Genomic DNA, 26,485 nt, shown 5'->3' on the forward strand with positions numbered 1-26,485 from the left:
CAGGCCTTGTGCGACAGGGTTTTACGGTTAACTCGCCCCATCAAAGTTCGCGCAACACAGGCGCCGCCTTCTGCCCGAGAATACGCCAGGTGCCGGCAAGACCGATGCCGACGGTCAACACCAATGCGCCGAGCACCGTCAGGATGGCGACGTCAGGCAGGAAGCTCGAGGGCAACGTCATGACCCGGCTGACGACGAACCAGGCGGCGATACCGCCCGCAAACAGGGCAAAAACCGCCGTCGCGAGCCCAAGAATGATGTATTCGTAGCTGAATGCCCTGATGAGCGTGGCCCGTGTCGCCCCCAAAGTCTTAAGAACCACCGCGTCGTGAACCCGCGCCCGGTTGCCGGCGGCAAGCGCACCGGCAAGCACCAGAACCGAGGCCACAAGGGCGACCGCAGCAGCAGCCCGGATCGCCGTTGCAAGCTGCCCAAGCAAGCCATTCACAATGTCGAGAGCATCCTTCACCCGGACGCTGGTGATCGTCGGATAGGCGTTGGTGACCGCCTTCAGGACCGCCGCTTCCTCCGCCGGCGTTGCCGCCGGATCGATGACGGTCGCGAGCCACGCATGCGGCGCGCCGGCAAACGTGTTCGGCGAAAACACCATGACGAAGTTGATCGACAGCGACTCCCACTCGACATTGCGAAAGTTGGCAATCTTCGCCGTGATGTTGCGCCCGAGCACGTTGACGGTGACCATGTCGCCGATCTTCAGGCCAAGTTCACCCGCCTCTTCGGCCGAGAACGAGACCAGCGGCTCGCCGCTATAGTCGGCCGGCCACCAGCTGCCTTCGGAAAGCGTCGAGTTCTCCGGTTTGTTCTTGGCGTAGGTGATGCCGCGATCGCCGCGCAGCACCCATTGGCCGCCGGGCGGCACGTTGCGGCTGTTCACGTCCTCGCCGTTGAAGGCAATGATCCGCCCGCGCAGCATCGGCACCTCGATGATCTTGCCCTTGGGCATCGTCCGTTCGAGCACCGAGCGGAACCCGTCGATCTCGCTGCTCTGGATGTCGACAAAGAAGAAGTTCGGCGCCCGCTCCGCCATGTTGCCGGTGAGTTCGCGACGCAGGTTGCCGTCGATCAAAGCCAGCGTCACCAACAGTGCCAACCCCAGGCCAAGCGACAGCACCACCGAAGACGTCAGCGCGCCGGGACGGTGGATGTTGCCGATCGCGAGCCTGAGCGCCGGCGAGTTGACGCGCGGGCTCCGGCGCGCAAGCCACGCGATCGCGAGCGCCACCGCGCGTAAGACGACGAAGGCGAAGGCGATCGCACCGAGGAACACCAACGAGATGGTGCGATCATAGGCGGTCCAGATCGCCAGGCCCGCAAGCGCTGCGAGGCAGGCGAATGCGCCGAGCAGATAGGGCCAGGCGGGAAAGCCCGAGGGATCGAAGCCTTGCTGGCGAAAGAGCGCCGTTGCCGGGATGGCGCGCGCCCGGCCAAGCGGCAGGATGGCGAAGGCGAGGGCCGTCAAAACGCCGAAGAGGGCTGCAAGGCCGAGCGCACCGGGATAGAGCCGGAACGTCGTCGGAACCGGAAGCATGTCGGCGAGGAACTGCGCAGCGACGAAGGGGATCAGTGTCCCGAGCACAAGGCCGATGGCGATGCCGATCGATGCAATCAGCAGGATCTGCGCGAGATAGATCATCGCCACCAGCGCGGCCGGGGCGCCCAGGCACTTGAAGGTCGCAATCACGCTGCGCTTGGCATCGAGATAGGCGCGCACCGCATTGGCAACGCCGACGCCGCCGACGATCAGCGCCGTGAGGCCGACCAGCGTCAGGAACTGCGAGAATCGGGTGATGTTTGCCGTCAGCGACGGTGCGGCATTGCCACTGGTGCGGATCGACCATCCAGCCGACGGGAAACGTTTTTCAGCATCGCTGCGGATGGCCGTGATCCTCGTCGGATCGGCAACCCTGACCTTGTAGCTGTGCTCGACAAGGCTTCCGGTCTGCACCAGGCCGGATGCGACAAGCGCCTCCGACGACATCATCAGCCGCGGCGCGAAACCGAAACCGTCCGACAGCGCATCCGGCTCACGCACGATCGTGCCGTCGATGCGGATACGGGCATTGCCGAGCAGGATCTCGTCTCCGATCTTGGCCCCGAGACGATCGAGCAGCAGCGGCGCCACAACGCCACCGAACACGTCGCCGTCGCGCGCGAGAAGTTGAGCGAGCGGGCGGTCCGGTTCGCTTTGTACTGTGCCATAGAGCGGATAGACGGAATCGACCGCTTTCAGTTCGACCAGCGCCTGGTTGGAGCCATCGGGCAGCCGGGCCATGGAGCGCAGGCCGGCGGAAACGGAAACCTGCCCGAGGCTATCGAGGTAGGCACGTTCATCCACCGTCGCCACCCGGTTGTTTAGCTCGAAGCGGATGTCGCCGGCGAGCAGTTCCTGCCCTTGGGAAGCGATGGTCGCAGTGATCGACTGCGACAGTGAATTGACGCCCGCGATCGCCGCAGTGCCGAGCGCGATACAGGCGAGGAAGATGTAAAAGCCCTTGAGGCCGCCGCGCATTTCGCGCAGCGCCAGGCGAAGGGCAAGCAGCGGCTGGAGCCGAACCGGTGAGATGCCGCTCATGCCGAAGCCGCCTCCTGCCGCAGCGCTGAAGGCAGCACGTCCGCTTCGCCGTCCGACACGATCTCGCCCGAGCGCACCCGCACCTGCCGCACGCAGCGGTCGGCAAGGGCGGCATCGTGCGTCACCAGAACGAGTGTCATGCCCCGGTCACGCTGTTCGGCGAAAAGCAGGTCGGCGATCTGCCGCCCGGTTTCGGCGTCGAGATTGCCGGTCGGTTCGTCGGCGATCAGCAGTTTCGGCGAGGGCGCCAAGGCGCGAGCGATCGCCACGCGCTGCTGTTCGCCGCCCGACAGCTGGCCCGGATAGTGGCTCATCCGCTCGCCGAGACCGACGGCGACGAGTTCCTTGCGGGCAATCTCGAAGGCGCCGGCAACATTGGCAAGTTCGAGCGGAACGGCAACGTTTTCCAGCGCCGTCATATTGGGAATGAGGTGGAAGGACTGGAAGACGATGCCGATGTTGCGCCCACGAAAATCCGCCACCCGGTCTTCGTCGAGGCGATGCAACGGCGTGCCGTCGATGATGATCTCGCCACGGTCCAATCGCTCGAGACCGGCAAGCACCATCAGCAATGTCGACTTTCCCGAACCGGACGGACCGACGATACCGACAGACTGGCCGGCGTCGATCGTCAGGCTCATGCCTTTCAGCACATGCACGGACGCTGCCGCCTCGCCCAGGGTCAGATCCGCATTTTTGAGTTCGATGATGGTGCTGGCCAAGCGAAACAACCCTATATGAAACTGAAGTGAGAAAGCGAAAGCGGCATCCGGGATTTAGGAACAGGCCCATGGCATTAAAAGGATTTCAACGGGTTTTCTTGGCACTGATGATGACAATTGCGTTATCATCAATAGCACGCGCCGAGACAATCAGCCTTGTCGGCTTCGGCGACAGCCTGATGGCGGGTTATCAGCTCCCGCCGGAGGATGCCTTTCCGGCCCGACTTGAAAAGGCGCTGAAGGAAAAGGGGCTCGATGTGACGATCGCCAACGCCGGTGTTTCCGGCGACACCTCGTCCGGCGGCCTTGCCCGCATCGACTGGTCTATTCCCGATGGCACCAAGGGCGTGATCCTCGAGCTTGGCGCCAACGACGCGCTGCGCGGCATCGCGCCCGAAGAGACCCGCAAGAACATCGAAGCAATGATCACCCGGCTGAAGGAGCGCGGCATCGAGGTGCTGCTTGCCGGCATGATGGCGCCGCCGAACATGGGCGCCGACTATGCCGCCCGCTTCAACCCGATCTTTCCGGAACTCGCCAAGAAACATGGGCTGGAACTCTATCCGTTCTTCCTCGATGGCGTGGTGACGGAAACAAATCTCAAGCTCGAAGACGGCATGCACCCCAATGCCGACGGCGTCGGCGTCATGGTCGGCAAGGCGCTGCCTGTCGTCGAGAGGTTTCTGGCAAAGCTCAACAAGACGGAGTGATGACATCGTCCACAGTTAAGAGAACCTTAATATTCGTAAGCGTCAAATAGTAGTTGCCTGCAGACTCGATGCGTGATTCGCTGAGACATCTGCAAGAGATTCGGGGAGCTCGCCATGCCGAGACTATTCACCGCCCTCGAAATTCCGCGCAATGCTGCAATGAGTCTTTCATTGCTGCGCGGAGGTCTTCCCGGAGCTCGCTGGATCGATGTGGAGAACTACCACATCACCTTGCGCTTCATCGGCGACGTCGACTGGCGTACCGCCGACGAGATCATCGACAAGCTCGACCGGATCGAACGTCCTGAATTCCAACTGCAATTGACCGGCACCGGCGCCTTCGGCTCGAAGAAGCCGCATTCGGTCTGGGCCGGCGTCAGCAACCATCCGGAAATGTATGCGCTGCAGGCCGAGATCGAGCGCATCTGCCAAAGGCTGGGATTGCAGCCGGATCCACGCAAGTTCACGCCGCACGTGACACTCGCAAGGCTGCGCTCCAGCCGGGTCGAAGACGTCGTCGAGTATCTCTCCGGGCGCGGCAACTTCATGACCTCGACCTTCAACGTCTCGCGCTTCTTACTGCTCTCCTCGAGAGACTCGGTCGGTGGCGGCCCCTACCTGACGGAAGAAGTGTTCCCGCTTCACGAGGCCTACGCGCCGAACCTTTCGAGCAACGACGAGCATCCGGCTTCGAGCATCTGGTAAAGCGCCTCGAACGCTTCCGGCCCTTCGTAGTAGGGGTCCGGCACATTCTGGCTGCGGCCAGTGGCGTAGCTGAGGAAGAGATGCACCTTGTCCGCCGTGCCTGAGGGAGCAATGCGCGTGAGCGCCGCGACATTGCTCTCGTCCATGCCGAGGATCAGGTCGAATGCTGCAAAATCCAGAGCACCCACCTGACGTCCGCGAAGCGCGGAAATGTCGATGCCGTGGCGACGCGCCACCGCGATCGAGCGGCGGTCCGGCGGATCGCCGACATGCCAGGCGCCGGTACCGGCCGAATCGATCAACAGAGCCGATGCGAGCCCCTTCTGCGCCGCGAGCTCGCGCAAGACGCCCTCGGCAAGTGGCGACCGGCAGATATTGCCGAGACAAACAAAAAGAACTCTGACCGATTTCATGCTATGCAAATCCAGGGTTACTGCATGTTTCCTTTAATCCTAGCGGATTGAAGGATAAAAACATGCTGCACTTCAAGGTGCTACGGCGACCTTTGCGCGTCTGACAGACGCGCGGCGCTGTAGGGCGATCAGCGCCTGTACGCGACAGCTCGGTCACGGAGCAGTGGGGCCGCGAGGGAGAGAGACGATGAGACCGGACAAGCTGGACGAAGCAACGATTGCCGAGCACCTGCACAAGATGGAAGGCTGGGTCCGGGCCGAAGACGGCAACTCGATCTGGAAGGCGTTCCGGTTCAAGAATTTCGTCGAGGCCTTCGGCTTCATGACCGAATGCGCGATCGTTGCCGAAAAGCTCGACCATCATCCGGAATGGTTCAACGTCTACAACCGCGTCGACGTGACCCTGACCACCCATGACGCGCAAGGGCTGACCGAGCTCGACTTCAAGCTTGCCGCCAGAATGGACAAGGCGGCCGCCGGCCGTATGCCCGATCATTTGAAATAGGGTCGGCAATCCCCATATCAAAGCATGTCGCGCAAAACTGCGCAGCGGCTTTGCGGTAACGACATGCGAGAAGTCAAATGCTTAAGGCGCAAGACGCGAATCTGTGATTGGCGACGCGCTTTGAGGGCAGCGCTGCAACAGCGGAAGCGGGACAATGGACGACATCAAGATCGGTGAAATTCTCTTGCCTGGCGAAGAATCCGAGCAGGAGCGCAGGGAAAAGCGCGTCAAGCGCCGCTTCTGGCCGACCTTTCGCCGTGCCGCCCGGCAGATCCCCTTCAGCCGCGATCTCGTCGCGGCCTACTTCTGCGCCATCGATCCGAAAACGCCGACACGCACCCGTGGCATCCTCCTGGCAGCGCTTGCCTACTTCGTGCTGCCGCTTGATTTCGTCCCTGATGTGCTGGCGGTGGTTGGCTTCTCCGACGATGTGGCCGTGTTGACTGCGGCCTTTGCCGCCATCAGCGGGCAGATCCGGGAGACCCACTACACCAAGGCCGACGAGACGCTCGCCGACACGCCAGAAGACTAACCGCGCGCAAGGCTCGACGGTTGTGGCGCCCCATTCCCGCCTAAAAGTCAAACTCTTGCCCAAATCTTTGTGGCATAGACATGCAAATGATGCTGGTCGTGTTTCTCGACAGGGCGGGCGTCATTCAATGGCTTGGGGCAGGAATCCTTCTGGAGCAGCTTTCCGAAGCGACACGCATCCGGCATCGATCCTTGGTTTCGCGACTGCGCGAATCACGGTCGAGACGTGCCGGAGAAATGGGGCAAACTGCCCCGTTTCGGGGCTAAACCCGCGGTTTTCGGCCATCGTTGACGGTTTGGTAACCTGAATTAAGTCAAAACAAATTCAAATGATGACTACGCGTCGCCCGTCTGACCTGTTTCGGGTGATCGAAGAGCAAGAAAAGCGGCAGGACCTCATGTTTGTAAGAAAGATCGCAACCGCAATCGCACTCGTTCTGGCAACCGCCAGCATGGCTGCCGCCCAGTCTCCGACGCGCATCCAGCAGTTCAACGCCTGGGGCGCCTACTCCTACAACGCCGGTGGCGGCAAGGTCTGCTACGTGCTCTCGGTTCCGAAGGACAAGAGCCCGGCCGGCGTCGACCATGGCGACATCTTCTTCCTCGTTTCCCAGCGCCCGGGCCAGAACATCAGCTACGAGCCGCAGGCGATGATGGGTTATCCGCTGCAGGAGAACTCCAAGGTCAACGTCGTCATCGACGGCCGCACCTTCGTGATGTTCACCAAGGGCAACTCCGCCTGGGTGGAGAACGCCGCCGAAGAGCCGGCACTCGTTGCCGCGATGAAGAACGGCAAGGCCATGTCAGTCAACGCCAAGTCGCGCAAGGGTACGGCAACCTCCTACTCCTATTCGCTTTCTGGCATTTCGGCGGCACTGAAGCAGATCGAAGCCTGCAAGTAATTCTGATCTTGGCATCTGAGATTAGGCCGGCTGCAAAGCCGGCCTTTTGCGTTCTTGGGCCTGCCACGTGACTCCGAGCCAAAACAATGCTAAAGCGCGGCCAACTTGAGAGCCTCCGCGCCCCGATTGGCCGCTTTCGATGGCTCGACCGATTTCAATTCGCGCATCAGGACGAATTCCGGACCCGCTCTCCGGACGGCCTCTCGCTGTACGACAGGACATCATGAGCATGGCAGCCACTGAAATTCTGAACCGGGTGGAGATCGCTGGGGCACCGCAGGTGCGTGTTGCTCCGCAGGCCGAGAAGCCGTCGCTGATCGGCCTGTTGCGCGAGGACATGGCCAAGGCGCTCGTCGAGAAGGGTATTCCGGAGCGCCAGGTCAAGATGCGTGTCAGCCAGCTGTGGCACTGGCTCTACGTGCGCGGCGTCTCCGATTTCGACCATATGACCAACGTGTCGAAGGACATGCGTGAAATGCTGAAAGAGCACTTCACCATCGCCCGGCCCGAGATCGTCGAGGAGCAGATCTCTGGCGACGGCACCCGCAAGTGGCTGTTGCGCTTCCCGGCCCGCGGTGCCGGCCGCCCGGTCGAGATCGAGACCGTCTACATTCCCGAGGAAGGCCGCGGCACGCTCTGCATCTCGAGCCAGGTCGGCTGCACGCTCACCTGCTCTTTCTGTCACACTGGCACACAGAAGCTGGTGCGCAATCTGACGGCAGAAGAAATTCTCGCCCAGCTGCTTCTTGCCCGCGACCGGCTTGGCGACTTCCCGGAGCGCGACACGCCGCAGGGCGCGATCGTGCCGGCCGAGGGCCGCAAGATCACCAACATCGTAATGATGGGTATGGGTGAGCCGCTCTACAATTTCGAGCACGTGAAAACCGCGCTGCTGATCGCCTCTGACGGCGAGGGCCTGTCGCTCTCCAAGCGCCGCATCACGCTGTCGACCTCCGGCATCGTGCCGGAAATCTACCGCACCGGCGAAGAGATCGGCGTCATGCTGGCAATCTCGCTGCATGCGGTGCGCGATGACCTGCGCGACATGCTGGTGCCGATCAACAAGAAGTACCCGCTGAAGGAACTGATGGACGCCTGCCGCGCCTATCCGGGGCTTTCCAACGCCCGCCGCATCACCTTCGAATATGTGATGCTGAAGGACGTCAACGACAGCCTGGAGGACGCCAAGCAGTTGGTGAAGCTCTTGAAGGGCGTACCGGCAAAGATCAACCTCATCCCCTTCAATCCCTGGCCGGGCACCAACTACCAGTGTTCCGACTGGGAGCAGATCGAGAAGTTTGCCGACTTCATCAACCAGGCCGGCTACGCCTCGCCGATCCGCACCCCGCGCGGCCGCGACATTCTCGCCGCCTGCGGCCAGCTGAAGTCGGAATCCGAGCGCATGCGCAAGGTCGATCGTCTTGCCTTCGAGGCGATGATGATCGCCAATCACGGTGAGGACTGAGCCCCCGCACACCAGCGGTTCTTGGGTCGTGGCCTCACGCCATCGATGAAGAACTTTGATGGATGATGCAGTTCCTATCGATTGATTTCATGCCACCGGTTTCCTAAAGAAAGCGGGAAATCAATTGGAGGACAACCCATGCGCTCACTTCTCATCGCCCTTGCCGCTACGGTGGCATTCACCCTGCCCGCCCGTGCCGATGAGGTGACCGTCGCCGTAACCGCGATCGTCGAGCATCCGGCGCTCGATGCTGCCCGTGACGGCGTCAAGGACGCGCTGGCCGCCGCCGGCTACAAGGAAGGCGAGAACCTCAAGTTCATCTACGAGTCGGCCCAGGGCAACCCGGCAACGGCCGCCCAGATCGCCCGCCAGTTCGCTGGCGAAGGCCCGAACGTGATCGTGCCGATCTCGACGCCGTCGGCCCAGGCGGTCGTCTCCTCGACCCGCGACATCCCGGTCGTCTTCACCGCCGTTTCCGACCCGCTCGGCGCGCAGCTTGTCAAGGACATGGACAAGCCCGGTGGCAACGTCACCGGCCTCTCCGACATGTCGCCGGTTGCCGAGCACGTGGCGCTGATCAAGGAAATCCTGCCCAGCGCCAAGTCGATCGGCTACCTCTACAACTCTGGCGAAGCCAACTCCGTTTCGCTGCTCGCAGTGCTCAAGGCCGAAGCCGAAAAGGCCGGCCTGACCGTCGTTGAATCCGCAGCCACCAAGTCGGCTGAAGTCCAGGGTGCCGCCCGCGCCCTCGTCGGCCGTGCTGACGCGATCTACGTGCCCACCGACAACACGATCATCTCGGCACTCGAAGGCGCCGTCGCCGTTGCGGAAGAAGCCAAGCTGCCGCTCTTCACCGCCGACACGGATTCGGTTTCGCGCGGTTCGCTCGCAGCCCTCGGCTTCAACTACTACGACGTCGGCAAGCAGACCGGCGACGTGGTCGTGCGCATCCTCAAGGGCGAAAACCCTGGTGATATCGCCGTCAAGGTTGCCGCCGGCTCCGACCTGGTGATCAACAAGAAGGCCGCCGAAAAGATGGGCGTCACCCTTCCGGAAAGTGTCGTAAAGCGCGCAACGCGCGTTGTTGAGTAAGGCTTTCGGCCTTTTCAGGTTCAAGTTTGTTGCGTTTTGCCCGCCTCCGTTCCATACGGGGGCGGTTCGCTATAAGGGCCCTCGGATCCAGGGATGTGAAGGCCCTCCAAAGTTCCAAGCCGCACATGCGCCCGGCCACAGATGGCTCCCGTGTGCCAAGCCGGACGTCGCGCTTCTGGTATCGACAACGACGCGCGGAGTTAGAGAAGAGGGTCTGGGGTTGAGTCTTATCGCTTTCTGGGGAGCCGTGGAGCTGGGGCTGGTCTATGCCTTCGTCGCCCTCGGCGTCTTTCTCGCATTCCGGGTGCTCGATTTCCCCGACCTGACGGTCGATGGATCGTTTCCGCTCGGGGCCGCCGTTACCGCGGTGCTGATCATCGCCGGCGTCAATCCGTGGCTTGCCGCCTGCGTGGCGATGGTCGCGGGTGCTGCGGCCGGCATCGTCACGGCGATGCTCAACGTGCGCTTCAAGATCCTCAACCTGCTTGCCTCGATCCTGACGATGATCGCGCTGTTCTCGGTGAACCTGCGCGTCATGGGCAAGCCGAATGTAGCGCTGATCAATGCCGACACGATGCTGTCGCCCTTCTACGGCCTCGGCCTTCGCGATTTCTACGTCCGGCCGCTGTTCATCGGCGTGCTTGTCGTCATCGCTGTCATCGTCGTCTGGCGCTTCCTTGAGAGCGATGCCGGCCTGGCGATGCGCGCCACCGGCGCCAATGCCCGCATGGCCCGCGCGCAAGGCGTCGACACCAACCGACAGATCTATCTGGGCATGGCGATCTCCAACGCGCTGGTCGCCTTCGGCGGCGCGCTGTTTGCCCAGACCAACGGCTTTGCCGATGTCACTTCGGGCGTCGGCACCATCGTCGTCGGTCTTGCCGCCGTCATCATCGGCGAGACGCTGCTTGGCGCGCGCGGCATTCTGATCGCGTTGATCGGCTGCGTGCTCGGCTCGATCCTCTACCGCATCGCCATCCAGCTGGCACTGTCGACCGACATGCTCGGCCTGCAGGCCTCCGACCTCAATTTCGTGACGGCAGCACTCGTGACCTTTGCCCTCATCCTTCCCCGCCTGCGTCGCGGAGGTGCGGCATGATCAGCGTCAACAACATCCAGGTCGTCTTCGGCAAGGGCACGCCGTTGCAGAAGCAGGCGTTGAACGGCGTCGACCTGACGATCGAGCAGGGCTCCTTCGTTACCGTCATCGGCTCCAACGGCGCCGGTAAGTCGACGCTGCTCGGCGTGCTCGCCGGCGACGTGCTGCCGAGCGCCGGCCAGGTAACGATCGGCAAGACCGACGTGACCCGCAAGGGCACGGCTGCCCGCGCCGGCCTCGTCGCCCGCGTCTTCCAGGATCCGCTGACGGGCAGCTGCGGCGCGCTGTCGATCGAGGAAAACCTGGCGCTCGCCGCCAAGCGTGGCGAGGCCCGCGGCCTGACCGCCGCCCTCGGCCCGAAGCGCCGCGAGCATTTCCGCGAGCGCATTGCCGAACTCAATCTCGGGCTCGAGAATCGCATGGGCGACCGCATGGATCTCTTGTCCGGCGGCCAACGCCAAGCGGTTTCGCTGGTCATGGCAACGCTTGCAGGCTCGGAAGTGCTGCTGCTCGATGAGCACACCGCAGCACTCGACCCCGGCATGGCCGAGTTCGTGATGAACCTCACCCAGAAGATCGTTTCCGAGCGTAAGCTGACGACGATGATGGTAACGCATTCCATGCGCCAGGCGCTCGACTACGGCCACCGCACCATCATGCTACACGGCGGCGAGATCGTGCTCGACGTTGCCGGCGACAGCCGCAAGGAACTGCAGGTCGAGGACCTGATCGCCATGTTCCGCCGCATCCGCGGCCAGACGCTCGACGACGACGCGCTGCTGATCGGCTAAGTAACCGCCTTCAGGTTGCCCCTCACCTGCCGCCGGCATATTCTCCCCGTTCTCACGGGGAGAAGAGACAAGCGGTGATCGCTCGGCCGCCAGCCACCGGCCTAAGCAGCAATCGACCAGCCCTTCCAGGCTTGCCCACAACGCCGCTGGCGGCCGCGTTTCGCGCCGCACGGTGCGGCATGCGCTCTTCTCCCCGCCTGCGGGGAGAAGATGCCGGCAGGCAGATGAGGGGCAAGCCCCCGAAAACGCGTCCTACCGCGCCGTCGCCATGAAGATCTTCACCGCAAACACCGAGAAGACGCCGGCGAAGCTGAAGTCGAGCGCCCGCATCACGCCTTTGTTGCGCTGCAGCCAGGAGGCCAGCCAGTCGGCGGTGAAGACGACCAGCATGTTGACCGGCATGCCGATCGCAATGAACAGCATCCCGAGGAACAAAAGCTTGCCGGTGACCGAAGGATCGTCGGCGCTGACGAACTGCGGCAGGAAGGTCATGAAGAAGATGATGACCTTGGGGTTCAAGAGGTTCACCCAGAAGCCGGCAGAGATGTTCGCAAGTGCCTTGCCTTCCGTAGCCTCGACCTTCTGGACCGAGATGGTGGAGCCGTAGCGGATTGCCTGGATGGCGAGCCACAGCAGGTAGGCGGCGCCACCAGTTTTCAGGATCGTGAAGGCGGTGGGCGAGGCGGTGATCAGCGCCGAAATACCGAAGGCAACCAGCAGCGTATGCACGACGATGCCGAAGCTGGTCCCGAGCACGACGAAAAGCGCCGCCTTCTTGCCCTGCGCCAGCGCCCGGCTGATCGAAAGTGTCATGTCCGGGCCGGGCGTCGCCGCCAGAAGCAGCGTTGCTGCCGCGAAGGTGAAGAGGGTTGCAAGGCTCGGAATGAAGTCCATCGTCGGTCTCCGTGGCGCTGGGTCGCCTTGCGTAATCCCGCGCCTGCGCTTTTGCCAGCGGATTCGCGACATCCGGCGTTCTAACGCTTGTATCGCCGCAGGTTCTGGCTAAAGTGCCGCAGATTTGCACGCGGCATCGCCGCCCTCCCCAAGACCAGACGGACGGAAACCATGGCATCGCATAAAGACGTGAAAAAAGTCGTTCTCGCCTATTCGGGCGGCCTCGACACCTCGATCATCCTGAAGTGGCTGCAGACCGAACTCGGCGCGGAAGTCGTCACCTTCACCGCCGACCTCGGCCAGGGCGAAGAGCTCGAGCCGGCCCGCAAGAAGGCCGAGATGCTTGGCATCAAGGAGATCTATATCGAGGACGTCCGCGAGGAATTCGTCAAGGATTTCGTCTTCCCGATGTTCCGCGCCAATGCCGTCTATGAAGGCGTCTACCTGCTCGGCACCTCGATCGCTCGGCCGCTGATCTCCAAGCACCTGATCGACATCGCCAAGAAGACCGGCGCCGACGCGATCGCCCACGGTGCCACCGGCAAGGGCAACGACCAGGTTCGCTTCGAGCTTTCGGCCTACGCGCTGAACCCGGACATCAAGATCATCGCCCCCTGGCGCGACTGGTCGTTCAAGAGCCGCACGGACCTGCTCGAATTTGCCGAGAAGCACCAGATCCCGGTTGCCAAGGACAAGAAGGGCGAAGCGCCATTCTCCGTCGACGCCAACCTGCTGCACTCCTCCTCCGAGGGCAAGGTTCTCGAAGATCCGGCTCAGGAAGCCCCTGAATACGTGCACATGCGCACGATCTCGCCGGAAGCCGCTCCCGACAAGGCGACCGTCATCAAGATCGGCTTCGAGCGCGGTGACGCCGTCTCGATCAACGGCGTACGCCTGTCGCCGGCGTCCCTGCTTGCCAAGCTCAACGAATACGGCCGCGACAACGGCATCGGCCGCCTCGACCTCGTCGAGAACCGCTTCGTCGGCATGAAGTCGCGCGGCGTCTACGAGACCCCCGGCGGCACGATCCTTCTTGCCGCTCACCGCGCGATCGAATCGATCACGCTCGACCGGGGTGCTGCCCACCTCAAGGACGAGCTGATGCCGCGCTACGCCGAGCTGATCTACTACGGTTTCTGGTTCTCGCCGGAGCGCGAGATGCTGCAGGCGGCAATCGACAAGAGCCAGGAGCATGTGGAAGGCGAAGTGACGCTGAAGCTCTACAAGGGCAACGTCATGACCATCGGCCGCGAGAGCGACAAGTCGCTCTACTCCGACAAGCTCGTCACCTTCGAGGACGACCAGGGCGCCTACGACCAGAAGGATGCCGCGGGCTTCATCAAGCTCAACGCGCTGCGCCTGCGCACGCTGGCTGCGCGCAACCGCTAAACCGGCGCCGTCGAAAAACCAAGCCTCCGCGACCCGCTCGTGGAGGCTTTTTGTTGGCCTTACTCGGCCGCCTCGGGCAGCGGATCCTCGCGGTCAGCAGGCACGGCGAGCGGCCTCAGCCGAACCATGTGGCGGTACCAGAGATAGCTGAGGATGCAGACAAGCCCAAAGCTCGGGATGATCGTCCCGAGTGCCAGCACCGGCGCGCCGACCGCAACGGCAATCGCCCCGCCGAGAAGCCCTGAGCCCATCTGGACGAAGCCCATGACAGCCGAAGCCGTACCGGCGATATCCGGGAAAGGCGACATCGCCGCCGTCATCATATAGGGCATGACGAAGGCGATGCCGAAGGCATAGACGCCGATCGGCAGCATCACGGAAAGGAAGCTCGGTGAAAGCGCATGCATGGTATAGGCGAGTACGAGGCTGGCCGCACCGATGAACACGAGTCCCGCCGGTACCAGCGCCTGCGGCGTGAACCGCCGCATCAAGAGCCGCACCACCACGGTCCCCGAGAAGAACAGGCCCGACTGCATCAGCATGCCGACGCCGAACTCGGTCGGCGCCAGGCCGACTTCGTTGATCAGCACGAAAGGCAACATGGTCGCCCAGGCGTAGAGCGCACCGACCGCTCCGCCGATGACGAGAGTCGAGGAGATGAAGCGGCTGTCGCTCACCAAGCGCCGATAGGCCGCAAGGATCGGCTTCAGGTGGCCCTTGGCCGGATCCGGCGTCGAGGTCTCTGCCATGAAGAACTGCACGGTGAAGCAGGCCATGGCGGCAAAGCCGACCATCAGAAAGAAGATCGACTGCCAGCCGAAAAGGCCGAGCGCCAGCCCACCGAGGGTCGGCGACACCGCAGGCCCGAGCGCCAGCATCATGCCGATCATGTTCATGATCCGCGCAGCCTCAGTGCCTGTGAACTGGTCGCGCACGATCGCGCGTGCCACGGTCATGCCGACCGATGCGCCGATGCCCTGCACCAGCCGCCCGGCAAGCAACACCGCCACCGAAGGCGCAAAGGCGGCCATCAGGCTGCCGAAAAGATAGATCGCCATGAAGATCAGCGTCGCGCGACGCCGGCCGATGACGTCGGACAGCGTTCCGGAAACGAGCTGGGCAAAGGCAAAGCCGGCGAAATAGAGCGACAGCGTCATCTTGATCGCCGCCTCGCTGGAAGAGAAGGCGCGCACCAGTTCCGGCATCGCCGGGGTGTAGAGGGCCATGGAGACCGGGCCGAGCGCAACCAGGAAGGCGCCGATGATGCTCGTGCGCCGCTCGCTCATGCGCCGCGTCATCGCGAAGCTCCGGACTTCTCCTCGGTCTCCTTGCCGGCGAGGCACGGATCAAGCTCACGCAGGTTGTGGCGCAGGATGCGCAGGTTGGCACAGAGGACTTCGCGTGTCGCCTCGTCGAGCCCTGCCGTATAGGCGTTCATCATCTCGCGCAGTCCTACCATCAGCTCCGTGAGCAGAGGCGTGGCCTTTTCGGTGATCACGACATTCTTGGCGCGACGATCAGCCGGATCGGGCACGCGGGCGACAAGCCCCATCGCCTCCAGGCGGTCGAGATAGGCCGACAGCGTCATCGGCTCGATGCCCATGCGGGTGGCGATCTCGGCCTGCTTGATGCCTTCTGTCAGCGCCACCTGGATGAGCGTGCGCGCCTCGCCGGGCGTAATGCCCAGATCCATCGCATTGACCTTGCGATCGAAAGCCCCGCGCAAAAGGCGCGAGACGTCGGTCAACAGCATTCCGATGGTTTCGGATTCGAGTTTGAAGGGCATCCGGATCGTTCACAATTGAGATAATAAGTTTTACTTATCATATCTCCTGGAAACCTTCAACGCACCGGACGTTGTCGCTTAGCCCTCGAGTTCCTCGCGCAGCATCTCGAGTTCCAGCCACTCTTCTTCCATGCGGGCAAGATCGGCGCGCAGCTTCTCCAGTTCCTGGGCGAGTTTCGCAAAGGCGTTCGGGTCCTTGGAGAAGAGGTTGGGATCCGCCATCTTTTCCTCGCGCTTGGCGGCCTCCGCTTCCGCCTTGGCGATCTCCTTCGGCAGGTTTTCCAGCGCGAATTTCTGCTTATAGGAGAGCTTGCCCTTGGTCGCCTTCGGCGCCTCCGCGGCAGGTGTTGCTGCCTCGCTCGCCTTGGCCTTTTCCGCTTTCTCGGCCCTACGCTTCTCCTCGATCGCGCCCTTGCGCTGCGCCATCATGTCGGAGTAACCGCCGGCATATTCGATCCAGCGGCCGTCCGGCTCCTCGGGATTGGCCGGGGCAATCGTCGAGGTCACGGTGCGGTCGAGGAAGTCGCGGTCGTGGCTGACGAGAATGACTGTTCCGGCAAAGCCCGCAACGATCTCCTGCAGGAGGTCGAGCGTTTCGATGTCGAGGTCGTTGGTGGGCTCGTCGAGGATCAAAAGGTTCGTCGCCCGCGACAGGATGCGCGCCAGCATCAGCCGTGCCCGCTCGCCGCCCGAAAGCTCACGGATCGGCGTGCGCGCCTGCTCCGGCTGGAACAGGAAGTCCTTCATGTAGCCGGTGACGTGGCGCTGCTCGCCGTTGACGAGAAGATTGTCGCCGCGCCCGTCCGTCAGGTAGTGCGCCAGCGTGTCGTCGAGGTTGAGGTCTTCGCGCTTCTGGTCGAGCGTTGCCATTTCGAGGTTGGTGCCGAGCTTGACGGTGCCCGTGTCCGGCTCGATCTGACCGGTCAGCATCTTCAGAAGCGTCGTCTTGCCGGCGCCGTTCGGGCCGACGAGACCGATGCGGTCGCCCCGGTGCACGCGGATCGAGAACGGCGCGACGATGGTGCGGTCACCATAGGCCTTGCTGATCTTTTCGGCCTCGATCACCAGCTTGCCGGATTCCTTGGCGTCGGCGGCGGTTGCCTGCACGGTGCCCTGCGGCCCCTTGTGGCCGCGATAGGCTGCACGCATGGTCTGCAACTCGCCGAGGCGGCGCATGTTGCGCTTGCGTCGCGCCGTCACGCCGTAGCGCAGCCAGTGCTCCTCGCGCTCGATCGCCTTGCCGAGCTTGTGCTGCTCCAGCTCTTCGGCTTCAAGCACCTCGTCGCGCCAGGCCTCAAAATGGGCAAAGCCACGGTCGAGCCGCCGCGACTGTCCGCGGTCGAGCCAGACGGTTGCGGTCGACACCTTCTCCAGGAAGCGCCGGTCGTGCGAAATCAGAACCAGCGCCGAGCGGCTACGGATGAGCTCGTCTTCCAGCCATTCGATCGTCGGCAGGTCGAGATGGTTTGTCGGCTCGTCGAGCAACAGAATGTCCGGCTCGGGCGCCATGACGCGGGCGAGCGCCGCGCGGCGTGCCTCGCCACCCGAGAGCTGCTTCGGATCTTCCTCACCGGTGAGGCCCAGATGCTGCAGCAGGTAGGCGACACGGTAAGGATCGTCGCTCGGGCCGAGCCCCGCCTCGGCATAGGCCTGCACCGTGTCGTAGCCGTCGAAGTCCGGTGCCTGGTGCAGGTAGCGGATGGTCGCCGACGGATGACGGAACACCTCGCCCGTCTGCGCCTCGGCAAGCCCTGCAGCGATCTTCATCAGCGTCGACTTGCCCGAGCCATTGCGGCCGACGAGGCAGATGCGGTCGCCCGGCTCCACTTGAAAATTGGCGCCGGCAAGCAACGGCGTGCCGCCGAAGGTGAGGAAGATATCGTCGAGTTTCAGAATGGGAGGCGCCAAGGCTCAGGCTCCGGAAAGGTCATAGGGGCGGGCAAGCACGATGGCGCGTCCGCTCTTGAGAGTGAAGCGAAGGGGACCCTCCGCGACGTTGGAAACGGTTCGGGATGAGCCGAACGGCAAGGTGAAATCATCGAGCGGATAACGCGCATTGACGATCGAAAGACCGGTCAGCTCGGTCAAACCCAGCACGGAAAAGAGGCAGCCCTTCGGCAGATCGAGATCGAACGCTCCGGCAAGCAGCGGACAGGCCTCCTCCTCTCCCGAAGTCATGAGGACTGGAAGGCCGCGTTCGGCAAGAGCAACGGCCTGCAGCAGGTGCAGAAAGGCGTGGTCGCTGCGGGTGCCGCCAAGCGCACCGGCAAAGATCAATCGGTCGGCCCCACGCGACAGCGCGGCTTCAACCGCAATTTCGCCGTCCGTCGCCGCCTTTGCCGCCGGATAAGGCTCACGCGGCACGGCTGAGAATTCGGACAGCAGGGCTTCTTCGGTCGAGTCGAAATCACCCACCCAGACATCGGGCACCACGCCCAGGGTCCGCGCATGGCGCATGCCGCCATCGGCCGCGACGAAGCGGCTGTCACGGAGCTGCTCTGTCAGCCGGTCGGAGGGCGTCAACGCGCCGCCGAGAAGAATGGTGTAGGTGGATCGAGCCATGGCAAAGCCCATAGCGCAAAGGAGGGCAGAAGGAAAACGAAGAAACGCACAGCGCTACCCTCGTTTTGCAGCCGGATATCAATCGCTCTCGGCCACAACCTCGGAAGACAGCATGCCCGCATAGACACCGGGGGTAGAGTCCGGAATTTCGATCGCGCCGGCCACGCGTTCGTAGAATTTTGCCGGGCCGACGCCACCGATGACCGCATAACCGTAACCGGCATCCCGCATCGCCGTCAGGCTTTCCAGCAGCAGCACTTCGCCAATCCCCTGCCCGCGCATGCTTTCATCGACCCCCGTCGGACCGAAGAAGCCGAGCGCCGTCACGTCATGGCAGGCAAAGCCGACGACCCGGCCTTCGAAAACAGCGATGTGAATGCGCGTGGGGGTCGAGGAGAAAGCGCCTTCCGCCTCGCTCGCCCAACCGGCGCCAAACGTCTTTTCGATCCAGGAAACGACCAGGCGGCGCTCCGGCGCCATCGCGCGGCGAATGCTGATGCCTGGGCCAAGCCGCGACCGGGATTGCGACGGCAGGGCATAGAGTCGAACAAGCATATCGGGCATGACGGTCCTCCGCAGGGTCTTTGCACGCTGTCATAGCGCAGATGCCATCATGCGCAAACGCATGACGTGACGTCGCTTGGCAAGCATCACGGCCACAATCTCGACTTGCCATCAAACCGCCGTGGCGGTAAATCTCTTGCCGCTCTAACGGGGTGCCTCCCGACCGCATGGCGGCCGGAGGCTGAGAGGCGTCGAAACGCCAACCCGCGGAACCTGATCCGGCTCATACCGGCGGAGGGATTAGACGCGATCGCACCGATACGCCCTTTTCCCGTGCAACAACGAACTTTGGGAGAGAGGTGCTTTCCATGTCCAAGTTTTCACTGAAAATGTTTAGCCGGCTAGCGCTGGTAGCAACGGCTGGTCTTGTAACAGCCGGTACCGCTGCCGCGGCCGACAAGACGCTGACCGTCTACACCTACGAGAGCTTCATCACCGAATGGGGCCCCGGCGCCAAGGTCGCCGAGGCCTTCGAAAGGACCTGCGAATGCAAGGTCAACTATGTTGGCGTCGCCGATGGCGTCGAACTCTTGACGCGCCTGAAGCTCGAAGGCGAGGCTTCAAAAGCCGACATCGTGCTCGGCCTCGACACCAATCTCGTCGCTGAAGCCAAGGCCACCGGGTTCTTCGCGCCGCACGGTGTCGCCACCAAGGACCTGAAGGTCCCGGGCGGCTTCGCCGACGATACGTTCCTGCCCTATGACTACGGCCACTTCGCTGTCGTCTATGACACCGAAACGCTGAAGGCGCCGCCGAAGAGCCTCAAGGAATTGGTCGAAGGCGACGCATCGCAGAAGATCGTCATCGAGGATCCACGCACCTCGACGCCGGGCCTCGGGCTGCTGCTCTGGGTCAAGGCCGTCTATGGCGACGAGGCAGGTGCCGCCTGGGCGAAGCTTAAGGATCGCGTCCTGACGGTCACGCCAGGCTGGTCGGAAGCCTACGGCCTCTTCACCAAGGGCGAAGCGCCGATGGTGCTCTCCTACACCACCTCGCCGGCCTACCACATGGTCGCGGAAAGCACCGAGCGCTATCAGGCGGCGGCTTTCTCCGAGGGGCACTACATCCAGATCGAAGTCGCCGGCATGACCAAGAATGCCAAGGAGCCGGAACTGGCAAAGCAGTTTCTCGCCTTCATGACCGGCCCTGAGTTCCAGTCGATCATCCCGACCACCAACTGGATGATGCCGGTCGGCGCCACCAGCGAACCGCTGCCGGACGCCTTCAGCAAGCTGGTCAATCCGGAAAAGACCTTCCTTTTGCCATCGGAAGAGGTCGCGAAGAACCGCAAGGCCTGGATCGACGAATGGCTTGCCGCGATGAGCAAGAACTGAGGCCGGCTTGTTCGCGCTTCGCGAAAACCGCATGACTGTCGTCGCCGGGGCGCTTTGCCTCGGCGCCTTCCTGCTCTTCGTCAGCCTGGCGATCGCAGCCTTGCTCGCAGAGACCGGCGGCGCGAACGAGAGCACCCTGTTCGACGCCTATATCTGGCGCGTCACCCGCTTCACGCTCCTGCAGGCAAGCCTTTCCACTCTGCTATCCGTGCTCTTCGCGATACCCGTGGCGCGGGCGCTCGCACGGCGGCCACAGTTTTTCGGGCGCATCTGGCTGTTGCGGCTGATGGCGTTGCCGCTCGGCCTGCCCGTCCTCGTCGGCGCGCTCGGGCTGATCGAGATCTGGGGCCGCCAGGGGCTGTTGAATTCCGGCCTGCGCCTCATCGGACTGGAGCAACCGGTCAGCATCTACGGCCTGTTCGGCATCCTCATCGCCCATGTTTTCTTCAACATGCCGCTTGCGGCCCGCCTTTTCCTAGCCGGGCTTGAGCGCATTCCCGCAGAATACTGGCGCTCAGCCGCCAATCTCGGCATGCCCTCCCACGCGCTTTTCCGCTTCATCGAGTGGCCCGTGCTTCGCGGCCTGTTGCCGGGTGCGGCCGGCCTCGTGTTCATGCTCTGTGCCACCAGCTTCACCCTGGTACTGACGCTTGGCGGCGGGCCTGCGGCAAGCACGATCGAAGTGGCGATCTACCAGGCGCTCCGCTTCGATTTCGACCCGCCGCGCGCCATCGCCCTTTCTGGTCTGCAGATCGCCATCACCGGGCTGCTGCTGCTCATCCTTAGCCATCTGGCGACGGAACCGCAGCAGGGCATGACCGGCGGCCGCACCGTCCGCCGCTTCGATGGCGTGACATCGCTGTCACGCCTCAACGACGGGGTGTGGATCGCCCTGGCACTGCTGTTCCTCGCCGCGCCGCTGATCGCCGTCATCGCCTCCGGCCTTCAGGCCGACCTGCTCAAGCTCGCCCGCGATCAACATGTCCACCGTGCCCTGGCGACGAGTGCCGCGATCGCGCTCGGCTCGGCCCTGACTTCCGTGGCCATGGCAGCGGTGATGATCCGCACAGCTTCAACCATGGTCGCGTCACGTCACGCCGGGCCGTTTGCCCGCGGCTTTGCCGGCGCCATTGGTGCCAGTACCTCGCTCATCCTGCTGGTGCCTCCGGTGGTGCTCGGCGCCGGCTGGTTCCTCTTGCTTCGCCCCTTCGGCGACGTCGCGCGCTTTGCACCCGTCATCGTCGTGGCGATCAACGCGCTGATGGCGCTTCCTTTCGTCCATCGCATTCTGGCGCCGGCCATGGCGACCCATGCGGCGCGCTCCGGGCGCTTGACGGCAAGTCTCGGCATCCGCGGTTTCCATCGCCTGCGATGGATCGACTTTCCCGCCCTTCGCCGGCCATTGCTGATGGCGCTTTCCTTCGCCATGGCCCTGTCGCTCGGCGATCTTGGCGCCGTGGCGCTCTTCGGCTCGCAGGACATGGTCACCCTGCCCTGGCTGCTCTATAGCCGCATGGGCAGCTACCGGACCGCTGATGCCGCCGGTCTTGCCCTGTTTCTCGGGCTTCTGTGCCTGATCTTCACGATTCTCGGCACGGCGGAAGACGGCCGCCGGCCCGAAGGACGCAAAGCATGACCCATCCTGCCGCAGCCATAGAACTCCGTGACGTCGAGATCCGCTTCGAGACGACGACGCTGCAATTCGATTGCACCATCGCCACGGGCGGCATCGTCGCCGTCGCCGGCGCCTCGGGATCCGGGAAATCGACGCTCTTCCACCTAGTGGCCGGCTTAGAAGACCCCGACCGCGGCGAGGTCCGTATCCTCGGCCGGAACGTGACGACGCTGGCGCCGTCGGAGCGACCCGTCTCTATGATCTTCCAGGAGAACAACCTCTTCGCCCATCTCGATGTCGCGACCAATGTCGGCCTCGGCATCAGCCCGGCCCTGCGCCTGACGCCGGCCGACCGGGAAAAGATTGCCCACGCGCTCAGCCGTGTCGGTCTAGAAGGCTTCGAGCAGCGGTTGCCGCCGACGCTCTCCGGCGGCGAGCGCCAGCGTGTCGCGCTTGCCCGGGCGCTGGTACGACATCGCCCCGTTCTGCTTCTGGACGAGCCTTTTGCCGCACTGGACCCGGGCATGCGCGCTGGCATGCGCGCGCTGCTTGGCGAGCTTCACGCGGAAGAAGGCAACACGATCCTGATGATCACGCACCATCCCGAAGATGTGAAGGCACTGGCCGATCGCGTGCTTTTTCTCGACCGGGGGCGTATTATCGCCCATGACACGCTCGACCGCTTTCTTGAGCGGCGGGACAATGCGGCGATCGACCGCTTTCTTGGCAACGAATGATGGCAAGGACCGGGATTCTCGGCGCCTTCAGCCATTTGCCACAATTTGACCGCGACGCCATGCGACGCGCGAAACATCCGGCAGGCGCGAATATTCGCGCATCCGTTGCCGTGATACCACGGGGCAACTATTTCTACTGGGACAAACTAGGCAGGTGGCGCTGAAATCAGATACAGCAAGACCAGGGCTGACACAGTTACGGCAGATTGATGCTACCGGGCTGAAAAAGTAGGACTTTCGACGCCGCCGTTCCAATGTCTCGCTGAGTGCGGACGGTGCGGCGGACGGGAAACGGGCTGAGGCATGGAAAGGCATACAGTCATAAACGACCGGTTCCCGCCGAAACGCGGGCGAATGCCTGCACGCGCCGTGGTTGCATTGCTCGCGACCGCGCTTCTCTCCGCATGCCAGCCGCTGATCGAGCAGAGCTACGAGCCGACCGTCTCGCCCTCATCCAATCCGCAGATCGTCGACGAGGTCCAGAAAAACGATCCGCGTGCCAAGATGGGCGCCCGCGAGCATCCGCGCATCGTTGCGAGCTATGGCGGCGAATACAAGGACGCAAAGACCGAGCGACTGGTTGCCCGCATCGCCGGTGCATTGACCGCGGTCTCGGAAAACCCGCAGCAGTCCTACCGCATCACCATTTTGAATTCTCCGGCAATCAACGCCTTCGCTTTGCCGGGCGGCTATCTCTATGTCACCCGCGGCTTGCTGGCGCTGGCCAACGATGCATCGGAAGTCGCTGCCGTGCTCTCGCATGAAATGGCCCACGTCACCGCCAATCACGGTATCGAGCGCCAGCAGCGCGAGGAAGCCGAGGTGATTGCCAGCCGTGTCGTCTCCGAAGTGCTGTCTTCCGATCTGGCCGGCAAGCAGGCGCTGGCGCGCGGCAAGCTCAGGCTCGCGGCCTTCTCGCGCAACCAGGAACTCCAGGCCGACGTCATCGGCGTGCGCATGCTCGGCGAGGCCGGCTACGACCCCTACGCCGCGGCACGCTTCCTCGATTCGATGGCCGCCTATAGCCGCTTTACGGCCGTCGACCCGGAATCCGACCAGAGCCTCGACTTCCTCTCCAGCCACCCGAACGCGCCGCAGCGCGTCGACCTCGCGCGCCGCCATGCCCGCGCCTTCGGCCCGGAGGGCACCAGCGGCGATCGTGGCCGCGACTACTACCTCGCCGGCATCGACGGGTTGCTCTATGGCGACAGCCCCCAGGAAGGCTATGTGCGCGGCCAGACCTTCCTGCACGGCCAGCTCGGCATCCGCTTTGACGTGCCGGCCGGCTTCCAGATCGATAACAAGGCCGAAGCCGTTCTTGCGACAGGAGCAGGCGACATTGCCGTGCGCTTCGACGGCGTCGCCGACACCGGCGGACGAAGCCTGACGGACTACATCGCCAGCGGCTGGGTCACCGGCCTGCAGCCCGACACGATCCGGCCGATCAGCGTCAACGGCCTGGAAGCCGCGACGGCGCGTGCCTCTGCCGATCGCTGGGATTTCGACGTTACGGTTATCAGGATCGATACCCGCATCTACCGCTTCCTGACGGCGGTGCCGAAAGGCTCGGCCGCGCTGGAGGCGACCGCGAACCAGTTGCGCGGTTCGTTCCGCCGCATGACACCCTCCGAGGCGCAATCGCTGAAGCCATTGCGTATCCGGGTGGTGACGGTGAGGCCCGGTGAGACGATCGCGACGCTGTCCGCCCGCATGATGGGCACGGACCGCAAGCTCGACCTGTTCCGGGTGATCAACGCGATGCAGGTCACCTCGACGATAAAGCCGGGTGACAAGGTCAAGATCGTTGCCGAGTAAGGCCTACTGCATGTCTCCTTAAATCGACCTCGATTTAAGGAGAAAGACATGCAGCAAATCAAAGTGTTACAGCGACCTTTGCGCGTCTGATTAGACGCGCGGCGCTGTAGCTTAATCTTCGAAGGTTCCTTTGTGGCGCGCGGAACTTGCGGTCGTCTGCGGCCGTTGCGACACGCCTTGTCCGAAGCACTGCGCCACGGCACGCTCCCGCGCGCGCCAGTCGCCTGCGCCGGGTCGACAGCGTGCTATACGTCATCAGATCGCGCCAACGGGGATCACGCGGAGCCACCTGCGCGGCCCCAAGCCATCCGCGGCCTCAAGCCATCAATGAACGCCTGCCGTCAGCGCCGGTGCCCTGGTCGCAAGCGCTGCCCTGAGCTTTTCCAGTGCCCGTGTCTCGATCTGGCGAACGCGTTCCTTGGATATGCCGAGGTCGATGCCGAGCTCTTCGAGCGTGGCACCTTCTTCCGACAGCCGCCGGGCGCGAATGATCCGCATCTCCCGCTCGGTCAATGCGCCCAAGGCATCACGCAGCCAGATACGGGCGCGCTCACCATCGATCATGTCGCTGACCTGCTCGTCCGGAAGCGGCGCGTCGCTTGCCAGGAAATCCAGCCGTTCGCCGCCATCGGAATCGTTGCCGCCGACCGGCGCCTGCAGCGAGGTGTCACTGCCGGAGAGCCGCGCGTCCATGGTCTGGACATCAGCGATGCTGACCCCGAGGGCCGCCGCGATTTCCTCATGCATAGCTTGCGATGTAAGCTGCCTGTCGCCCTGTGCGAGCCGGGCGCGCAGGCGCCGCAGATTGAAGAACAACGCCTTTTGCGCCGAGCTGGTGCCGCCGCGAACGATCGACCAGTTGCGCAGGACATAGTCCTGCATCGACGCCCGGATCCACCAGGTCGCGTAGGTCGAAAAGCGCACTTCGCGGCTCGGCTCGAACCGGGCTGCCGCCTCCAGGAGGCCGATATGCCCCTCCTGCACCAGGTCGCCCATCGGCAGGCCGAAGTTGCGGAACTTCGCGGCCATCGAGATCACCAGCCGCATATGCGACATGGCAATCTTGTTGCGCGCTTCCTGGTCATTGTCGTTTCGCCAGGCCTGGGCCAGGGCGTGTTCCTCGTCGCGCTCGAGATAGGGCGCCTCCATAGCGATCTTGATCATCCGCCTGTCTGCAGTGAGAGTCTTCATCGGTCACTCCGTGACGGCGCCGGGCGCCTTTGCGTGTGAAGTCCAAATGGCCAGACGGGTGGTGGGGCGTCCGGCAGCAGGGGCGTCTGGCGCCGCAGCGTCGCGCTTGAAGAAACGACGCGGCGCCCTAGTTTCGAAACTACGAACCTGAACAGTGACGGATCACGGAACCAAGATCGCCCGGCCCGAAAGCGGCGCATTTCTGCCGGCCAATATAAATGCGCCCAGCCGCGAAAGGTTCCATTCGATCAAAGAAAAAGCCCGGCACGAAGTCCGGGCTTTTTTGTAGGCATTGCTGCGGGCAAAAGCGCTTATGCGGCTTCGTCCTGGGCGTCGTCTTCGTCGATCGTCTTGCCGCGCTTGGGGCCCTTGCTGAGGTTGGCTTCGACAAGGCGGACAGCTTCGGTTTCCGACATCTTGTTCACGGCAGCGATCTCGCGCGCCATGCGGTCGAGGGCAGCTTCGTAGAGCTGGCGTTCGGAATAGGACTGCTCAGGCTGGTTTTCGGCGCGATAGAGATCGCGGACGACTTCCGCGATGGAAATCAGGTCGCCGGAATTGATCTTGGCATCGTATTCCTGCGCGCGGCGCGACCACATGGTGCGCTTCACGCGAGCCTTGCCCTGCACAACCTTCAACGCGCGATCGACAAAATCGGTTTCAGACAGCTTGCGCATGCCGATGCTGACGGCCTTGGCCACCGGCACTTTCAGACGCATCTTGTCCTTCTCGAAATCGATGACAAAAAGCTCAAGCTTCATGCCGGCGACTTCCTGCTCTTCGATCGCTACAATCTGGCCGACACCGTGGGCCGGATAGACGATCGATTCACCGGTCTTGAAGCCCTGGCGTGTCGGAGATTTTTTCTGCTGGGTCGTCATTCGTTTCAAAAACTCCCTGTTTCGCGCCGGCCATTCTGGCCGGGGCCGGGTCAGTGAGGCCCGGGATAGACGGGGATACCGCCGGGTGGGTACATCCTGGTCCGTCCAAGGAACGCAAGCAGCCTCATCGAACGCGGTCACAACAGTGCAACGCAATGCTGCGTATTTGGGAAAACCGCGTTTTGGAGA

Annotated in this window: 25 protein-coding genes and 1 riboswitch; of the genes, 14 read left to right on the forward strand and 11 right to left on the reverse strand. The window is 63.3% G+C overall.

The window, feature by feature from the left end:
• Positions 1 to 40 precede the first annotated feature (40 nt).
• Together MKZ91_RS13120 and MKZ91_RS13125 are read right to left on the reverse strand one after the other, a co-directional pair.
• Positions 41 to 2,593: an ABC transporter permease gene (locus MKZ91_RS13120; RefSeq protein ID WP_336171304.1), complete on the reverse strand. Its 2,553-nt coding sequence runs from the start codon at positions 2,591 to 2,593 to the stop codon at positions 41 to 43.
• Positions 2,590 to 3,315 (reverse strand): ABC transporter ATP-binding protein, encoded by a 726-nt coding sequence (locus MKZ91_RS13125; RefSeq protein WP_336171305.1) that lies wholly within the window; start codon positions 3,313 to 3,315, stop codon positions 2,590 to 2,592. Before MKZ91_RS13125 ends, MKZ91_RS13120 begins: the two co-directional genes overlap by 4 nt.
• Before the next feature lie 107 nt (positions 3,316 to 3,422).
• Here MKZ91_RS13125 and MKZ91_RS13130 point away from each other — a divergent pair, with 107 nt between their 5' ends.
• A complete protein-coding gene (locus MKZ91_RS13130; protein WP_442892276.1) occupies positions 3,423 to 4,025 on the forward strand; it encodes an arylesterase in 603 nt (200 codons plus the stop codon).
• Positions 4,026 to 4,139: 114 nt separating this feature from the next.
• Positions 4,140 to 4,730: an RNA 2',3'-cyclic phosphodiesterase gene (gene thpR, locus MKZ91_RS13135; protein ID WP_336171307.1), complete on the forward strand. Its 591-nt coding sequence runs from the start codon at positions 4,140 to 4,142 to the stop codon at positions 4,728 to 4,730.
• Here thpR and MKZ91_RS13140 read toward each other — a convergent pair.
• Positions 4,676 to 5,143, reverse strand: coding sequence for a low molecular weight protein-tyrosine-phosphatase (locus MKZ91_RS13140; RefSeq protein WP_336171308.1), 468 nt, complete (start codon positions 5,141 to 5,143; stop codon positions 4,676 to 4,678). The two genes, thpR and MKZ91_RS13140, sit on opposite strands and share 55 nt — an antisense overlap.
• 187 nt (positions 5,144 to 5,330) lie before the next feature.
• Between MKZ91_RS13140 and MKZ91_RS13145 the strand changes: the two genes are divergently transcribed.
• From MKZ91_RS13145 to MKZ91_RS13175, 7 genes are all read left to right on the forward strand, one after another.
• Positions 5,331 to 5,648 carry a 4a-hydroxytetrahydrobiopterin dehydratase gene (locus tag MKZ91_RS13145; RefSeq protein WP_336171309.1) on the forward strand — a complete coding sequence of 106 codons (318 nt, stop codon included), beginning with the start codon at positions 5,331 to 5,333 and terminating at the stop codon, positions 5,646 to 5,648.
• 154 nt (positions 5,649 to 5,802) lie between these two features.
• Positions 5,803 to 6,180: a YkvA family protein gene (locus MKZ91_RS13150; protein ID WP_336171310.1), complete on the forward strand. Its 378-nt coding sequence runs from the start codon at positions 5,803 to 5,805 to the stop codon at positions 6,178 to 6,180.
• A 397-nt stretch (positions 6,181 to 6,577) separates the two neighbouring features.
• Positions 6,578 to 7,081 carry an invasion associated locus B family protein gene (locus MKZ91_RS13155; RefSeq protein ID WP_113535432.1) on the forward strand — a complete coding sequence of 168 codons (504 nt, stop codon included), beginning with the start codon at positions 6,578 to 6,580 and terminating at the stop codon, positions 7,079 to 7,081.
• A 229-nt stretch (positions 7,082 to 7,310) separates the two neighbouring features.
• A complete protein-coding gene (gene rlmN / locus MKZ91_RS13160) occupies positions 7,311 to 8,546 on the forward strand; it encodes a 23S rRNA (adenine(2503)-C(2))-methyltransferase RlmN (protein WP_336171311.1) in 1,236 nt (411 codons plus the stop codon).
• A 138-nt stretch (positions 8,547 to 8,684) separates the two neighbouring features.
• Positions 8,685 to 9,638, forward strand: coding sequence for an ABC transporter substrate-binding protein (locus tag MKZ91_RS13165; RefSeq protein WP_336171312.1), 954 nt, complete (start codon positions 8,685 to 8,687; stop codon positions 9,636 to 9,638).
• Positions 9,639 to 9,858: 220 nt separating this feature from the next.
• Positions 9,859 to 10,737: an ABC transporter permease gene (locus tag MKZ91_RS13170; protein ID WP_065776860.1), complete on the forward strand. Its 879-nt coding sequence runs from the start codon at positions 9,859 to 9,861 to the stop codon at positions 10,735 to 10,737.
• The gene (locus MKZ91_RS13175) at positions 10,734 to 11,528 is read left to right on the forward strand and encodes an ABC transporter ATP-binding protein (protein WP_336171313.1); all 795 of its coding nucleotides are present in this window, start codon (positions 10,734 to 10,736) and stop codon (positions 11,526 to 11,528) included. Before MKZ91_RS13170 ends, MKZ91_RS13175 begins: the two co-directional genes overlap by 4 nt.
• Before the next feature lie 252 nt (positions 11,529 to 11,780).
• Here MKZ91_RS13175 and MKZ91_RS13180 read toward each other — a convergent pair whose 3' ends face one another.
• Complete coding sequence (locus tag MKZ91_RS13180) at positions 11,781 to 12,422, reverse strand: LysE family translocator (RefSeq protein ID WP_336171314.1); 642 nt, start codon at positions 12,420 to 12,422, stop codon at positions 11,781 to 11,783.
• Between the two features lie 171 nt (positions 12,423 to 12,593).
• On the opposite strand from MKZ91_RS13180, the gene MKZ91_RS13185 reads away from it, so the two are divergent.
• A complete protein-coding gene (locus tag MKZ91_RS13185) occupies positions 12,594 to 13,811 on the forward strand; it encodes an argininosuccinate synthase (protein WP_336171315.1) in 1,218 nt (405 codons plus the stop codon).
• A gap of 59 nt (positions 13,812 to 13,870) precedes the next feature.
• Here the strand turns inward: MKZ91_RS13185 and MKZ91_RS13190 are convergent, their stop codons facing one another.
• The 5 genes from MKZ91_RS13190 to MKZ91_RS13210 form a co-directional block, all read right to left on the reverse strand.
• A complete protein-coding gene (locus MKZ91_RS13190) occupies positions 13,871 to 15,109 on the reverse strand; it encodes a multidrug effflux MFS transporter (protein WP_336171316.1) in 1,239 nt (412 codons plus the stop codon).
• Positions 15,106 to 15,597, reverse strand: a complete 492-nt coding sequence (locus MKZ91_RS13195; protein ID WP_336171317.1) for a MarR family winged helix-turn-helix transcriptional regulator — start codon at positions 15,595 to 15,597, stop codon at positions 15,106 to 15,108. The genes MKZ91_RS13190 and MKZ91_RS13195 overlap by 4 nt, the downstream gene beginning before the upstream one ends.
• A 78-nt stretch (positions 15,598 to 15,675) precedes the next feature.
• Positions 15,676 to 17,505, reverse strand: coding sequence for an ABC-F family ATP-binding cassette domain-containing protein (locus tag MKZ91_RS13200; protein WP_336171318.1), 1,830 nt, complete (start codon positions 17,503 to 17,505; stop codon positions 15,676 to 15,678).
• 3 nt (positions 17,506 to 17,508) lie between these two features.
• Complete coding sequence (locus tag MKZ91_RS13205) at positions 17,509 to 18,159, reverse strand: thiamine diphosphokinase (protein WP_336171319.1); 651 nt, start codon at positions 18,157 to 18,159, stop codon at positions 17,509 to 17,511.
• Positions 18,160 to 18,237: 78 nt separating this feature from the next.
• Positions 18,238 to 18,723, reverse strand: a complete 486-nt coding sequence (locus MKZ91_RS13210; protein ID WP_336171320.1) for a GNAT family N-acetyltransferase — start codon at positions 18,721 to 18,723, stop codon at positions 18,238 to 18,240.
• Between the two features lie 138 nt (positions 18,724 to 18,861).
• Positions 18,862 to 18,980, forward strand: a riboswitch (TPP riboswitch).
• A gap of 72 nt (positions 18,981 to 19,052) precedes the next feature.
• Here MKZ91_RS13210 and thiB point away from each other — a divergent pair.
• From thiB to MKZ91_RS13230, 4 genes are all read left to right on the forward strand, one after another.
• Entirely contained in the window at positions 19,053 to 20,057 is a 1,005-nt protein-coding gene (gene thiB / locus MKZ91_RS13215) for a thiamine ABC transporter substrate binding subunit (RefSeq protein ID WP_336171451.1), read from the forward strand.
• Positions 20,058 to 20,088: 31 nt separating this feature from the next.
• A complete protein-coding gene (gene thiP / locus MKZ91_RS13220; RefSeq protein ID WP_442892271.1) occupies positions 20,089 to 21,693 on the forward strand; it encodes a thiamine/thiamine pyrophosphate ABC transporter permease ThiP in 1,605 nt (534 codons plus the stop codon).
• A complete protein-coding gene (gene thiQ / locus MKZ91_RS13225; protein WP_336171322.1) occupies positions 21,690 to 22,409 on the forward strand; it encodes a thiamine ABC transporter ATP-binding protein in 720 nt (239 codons plus the stop codon). The genes thiP and thiQ overlap by 4 nt, the downstream gene beginning before the upstream one ends.
• A 354-nt stretch (positions 22,410 to 22,763) precedes the next feature.
• Entirely contained in the window at positions 22,764 to 24,224 is a 1,461-nt protein-coding gene (locus tag MKZ91_RS13230) for a M48 family metalloprotease (RefSeq protein WP_442892272.1), read from the forward strand.
• Positions 24,225 to 24,548: 324 nt separating this feature from the next.
• On the opposite strand, the gene MKZ91_RS13235 is transcribed toward MKZ91_RS13230, so the two are convergent.
• Positions 24,549 to 25,415: an RNA polymerase factor sigma-32 gene (locus tag MKZ91_RS13235; RefSeq protein WP_336171324.1), complete on the reverse strand. Its 867-nt coding sequence runs from the start codon at positions 25,413 to 25,415 to the stop codon at positions 24,549 to 24,551.
• A gap of 311 nt (positions 25,416 to 25,726) precedes the next feature.
• Positions 25,727 to 26,296 (reverse strand): CarD family transcriptional regulator, encoded by a 570-nt coding sequence (locus tag MKZ91_RS13240; RefSeq protein WP_336171325.1) that lies wholly within the window; start codon positions 26,294 to 26,296, stop codon positions 25,727 to 25,729.
• Between the last annotated feature and the right edge of the window lie 189 nt (positions 26,297 to 26,485).

Origin of the sequence: Ensifer sp. MJa1 (genome assembly GCF_037026475.1) — a bacterium.
Lineage (GTDB): Bacteria > Pseudomonadota > Alphaproteobacteria > Rhizobiales > Rhizobiaceae > Ensifer.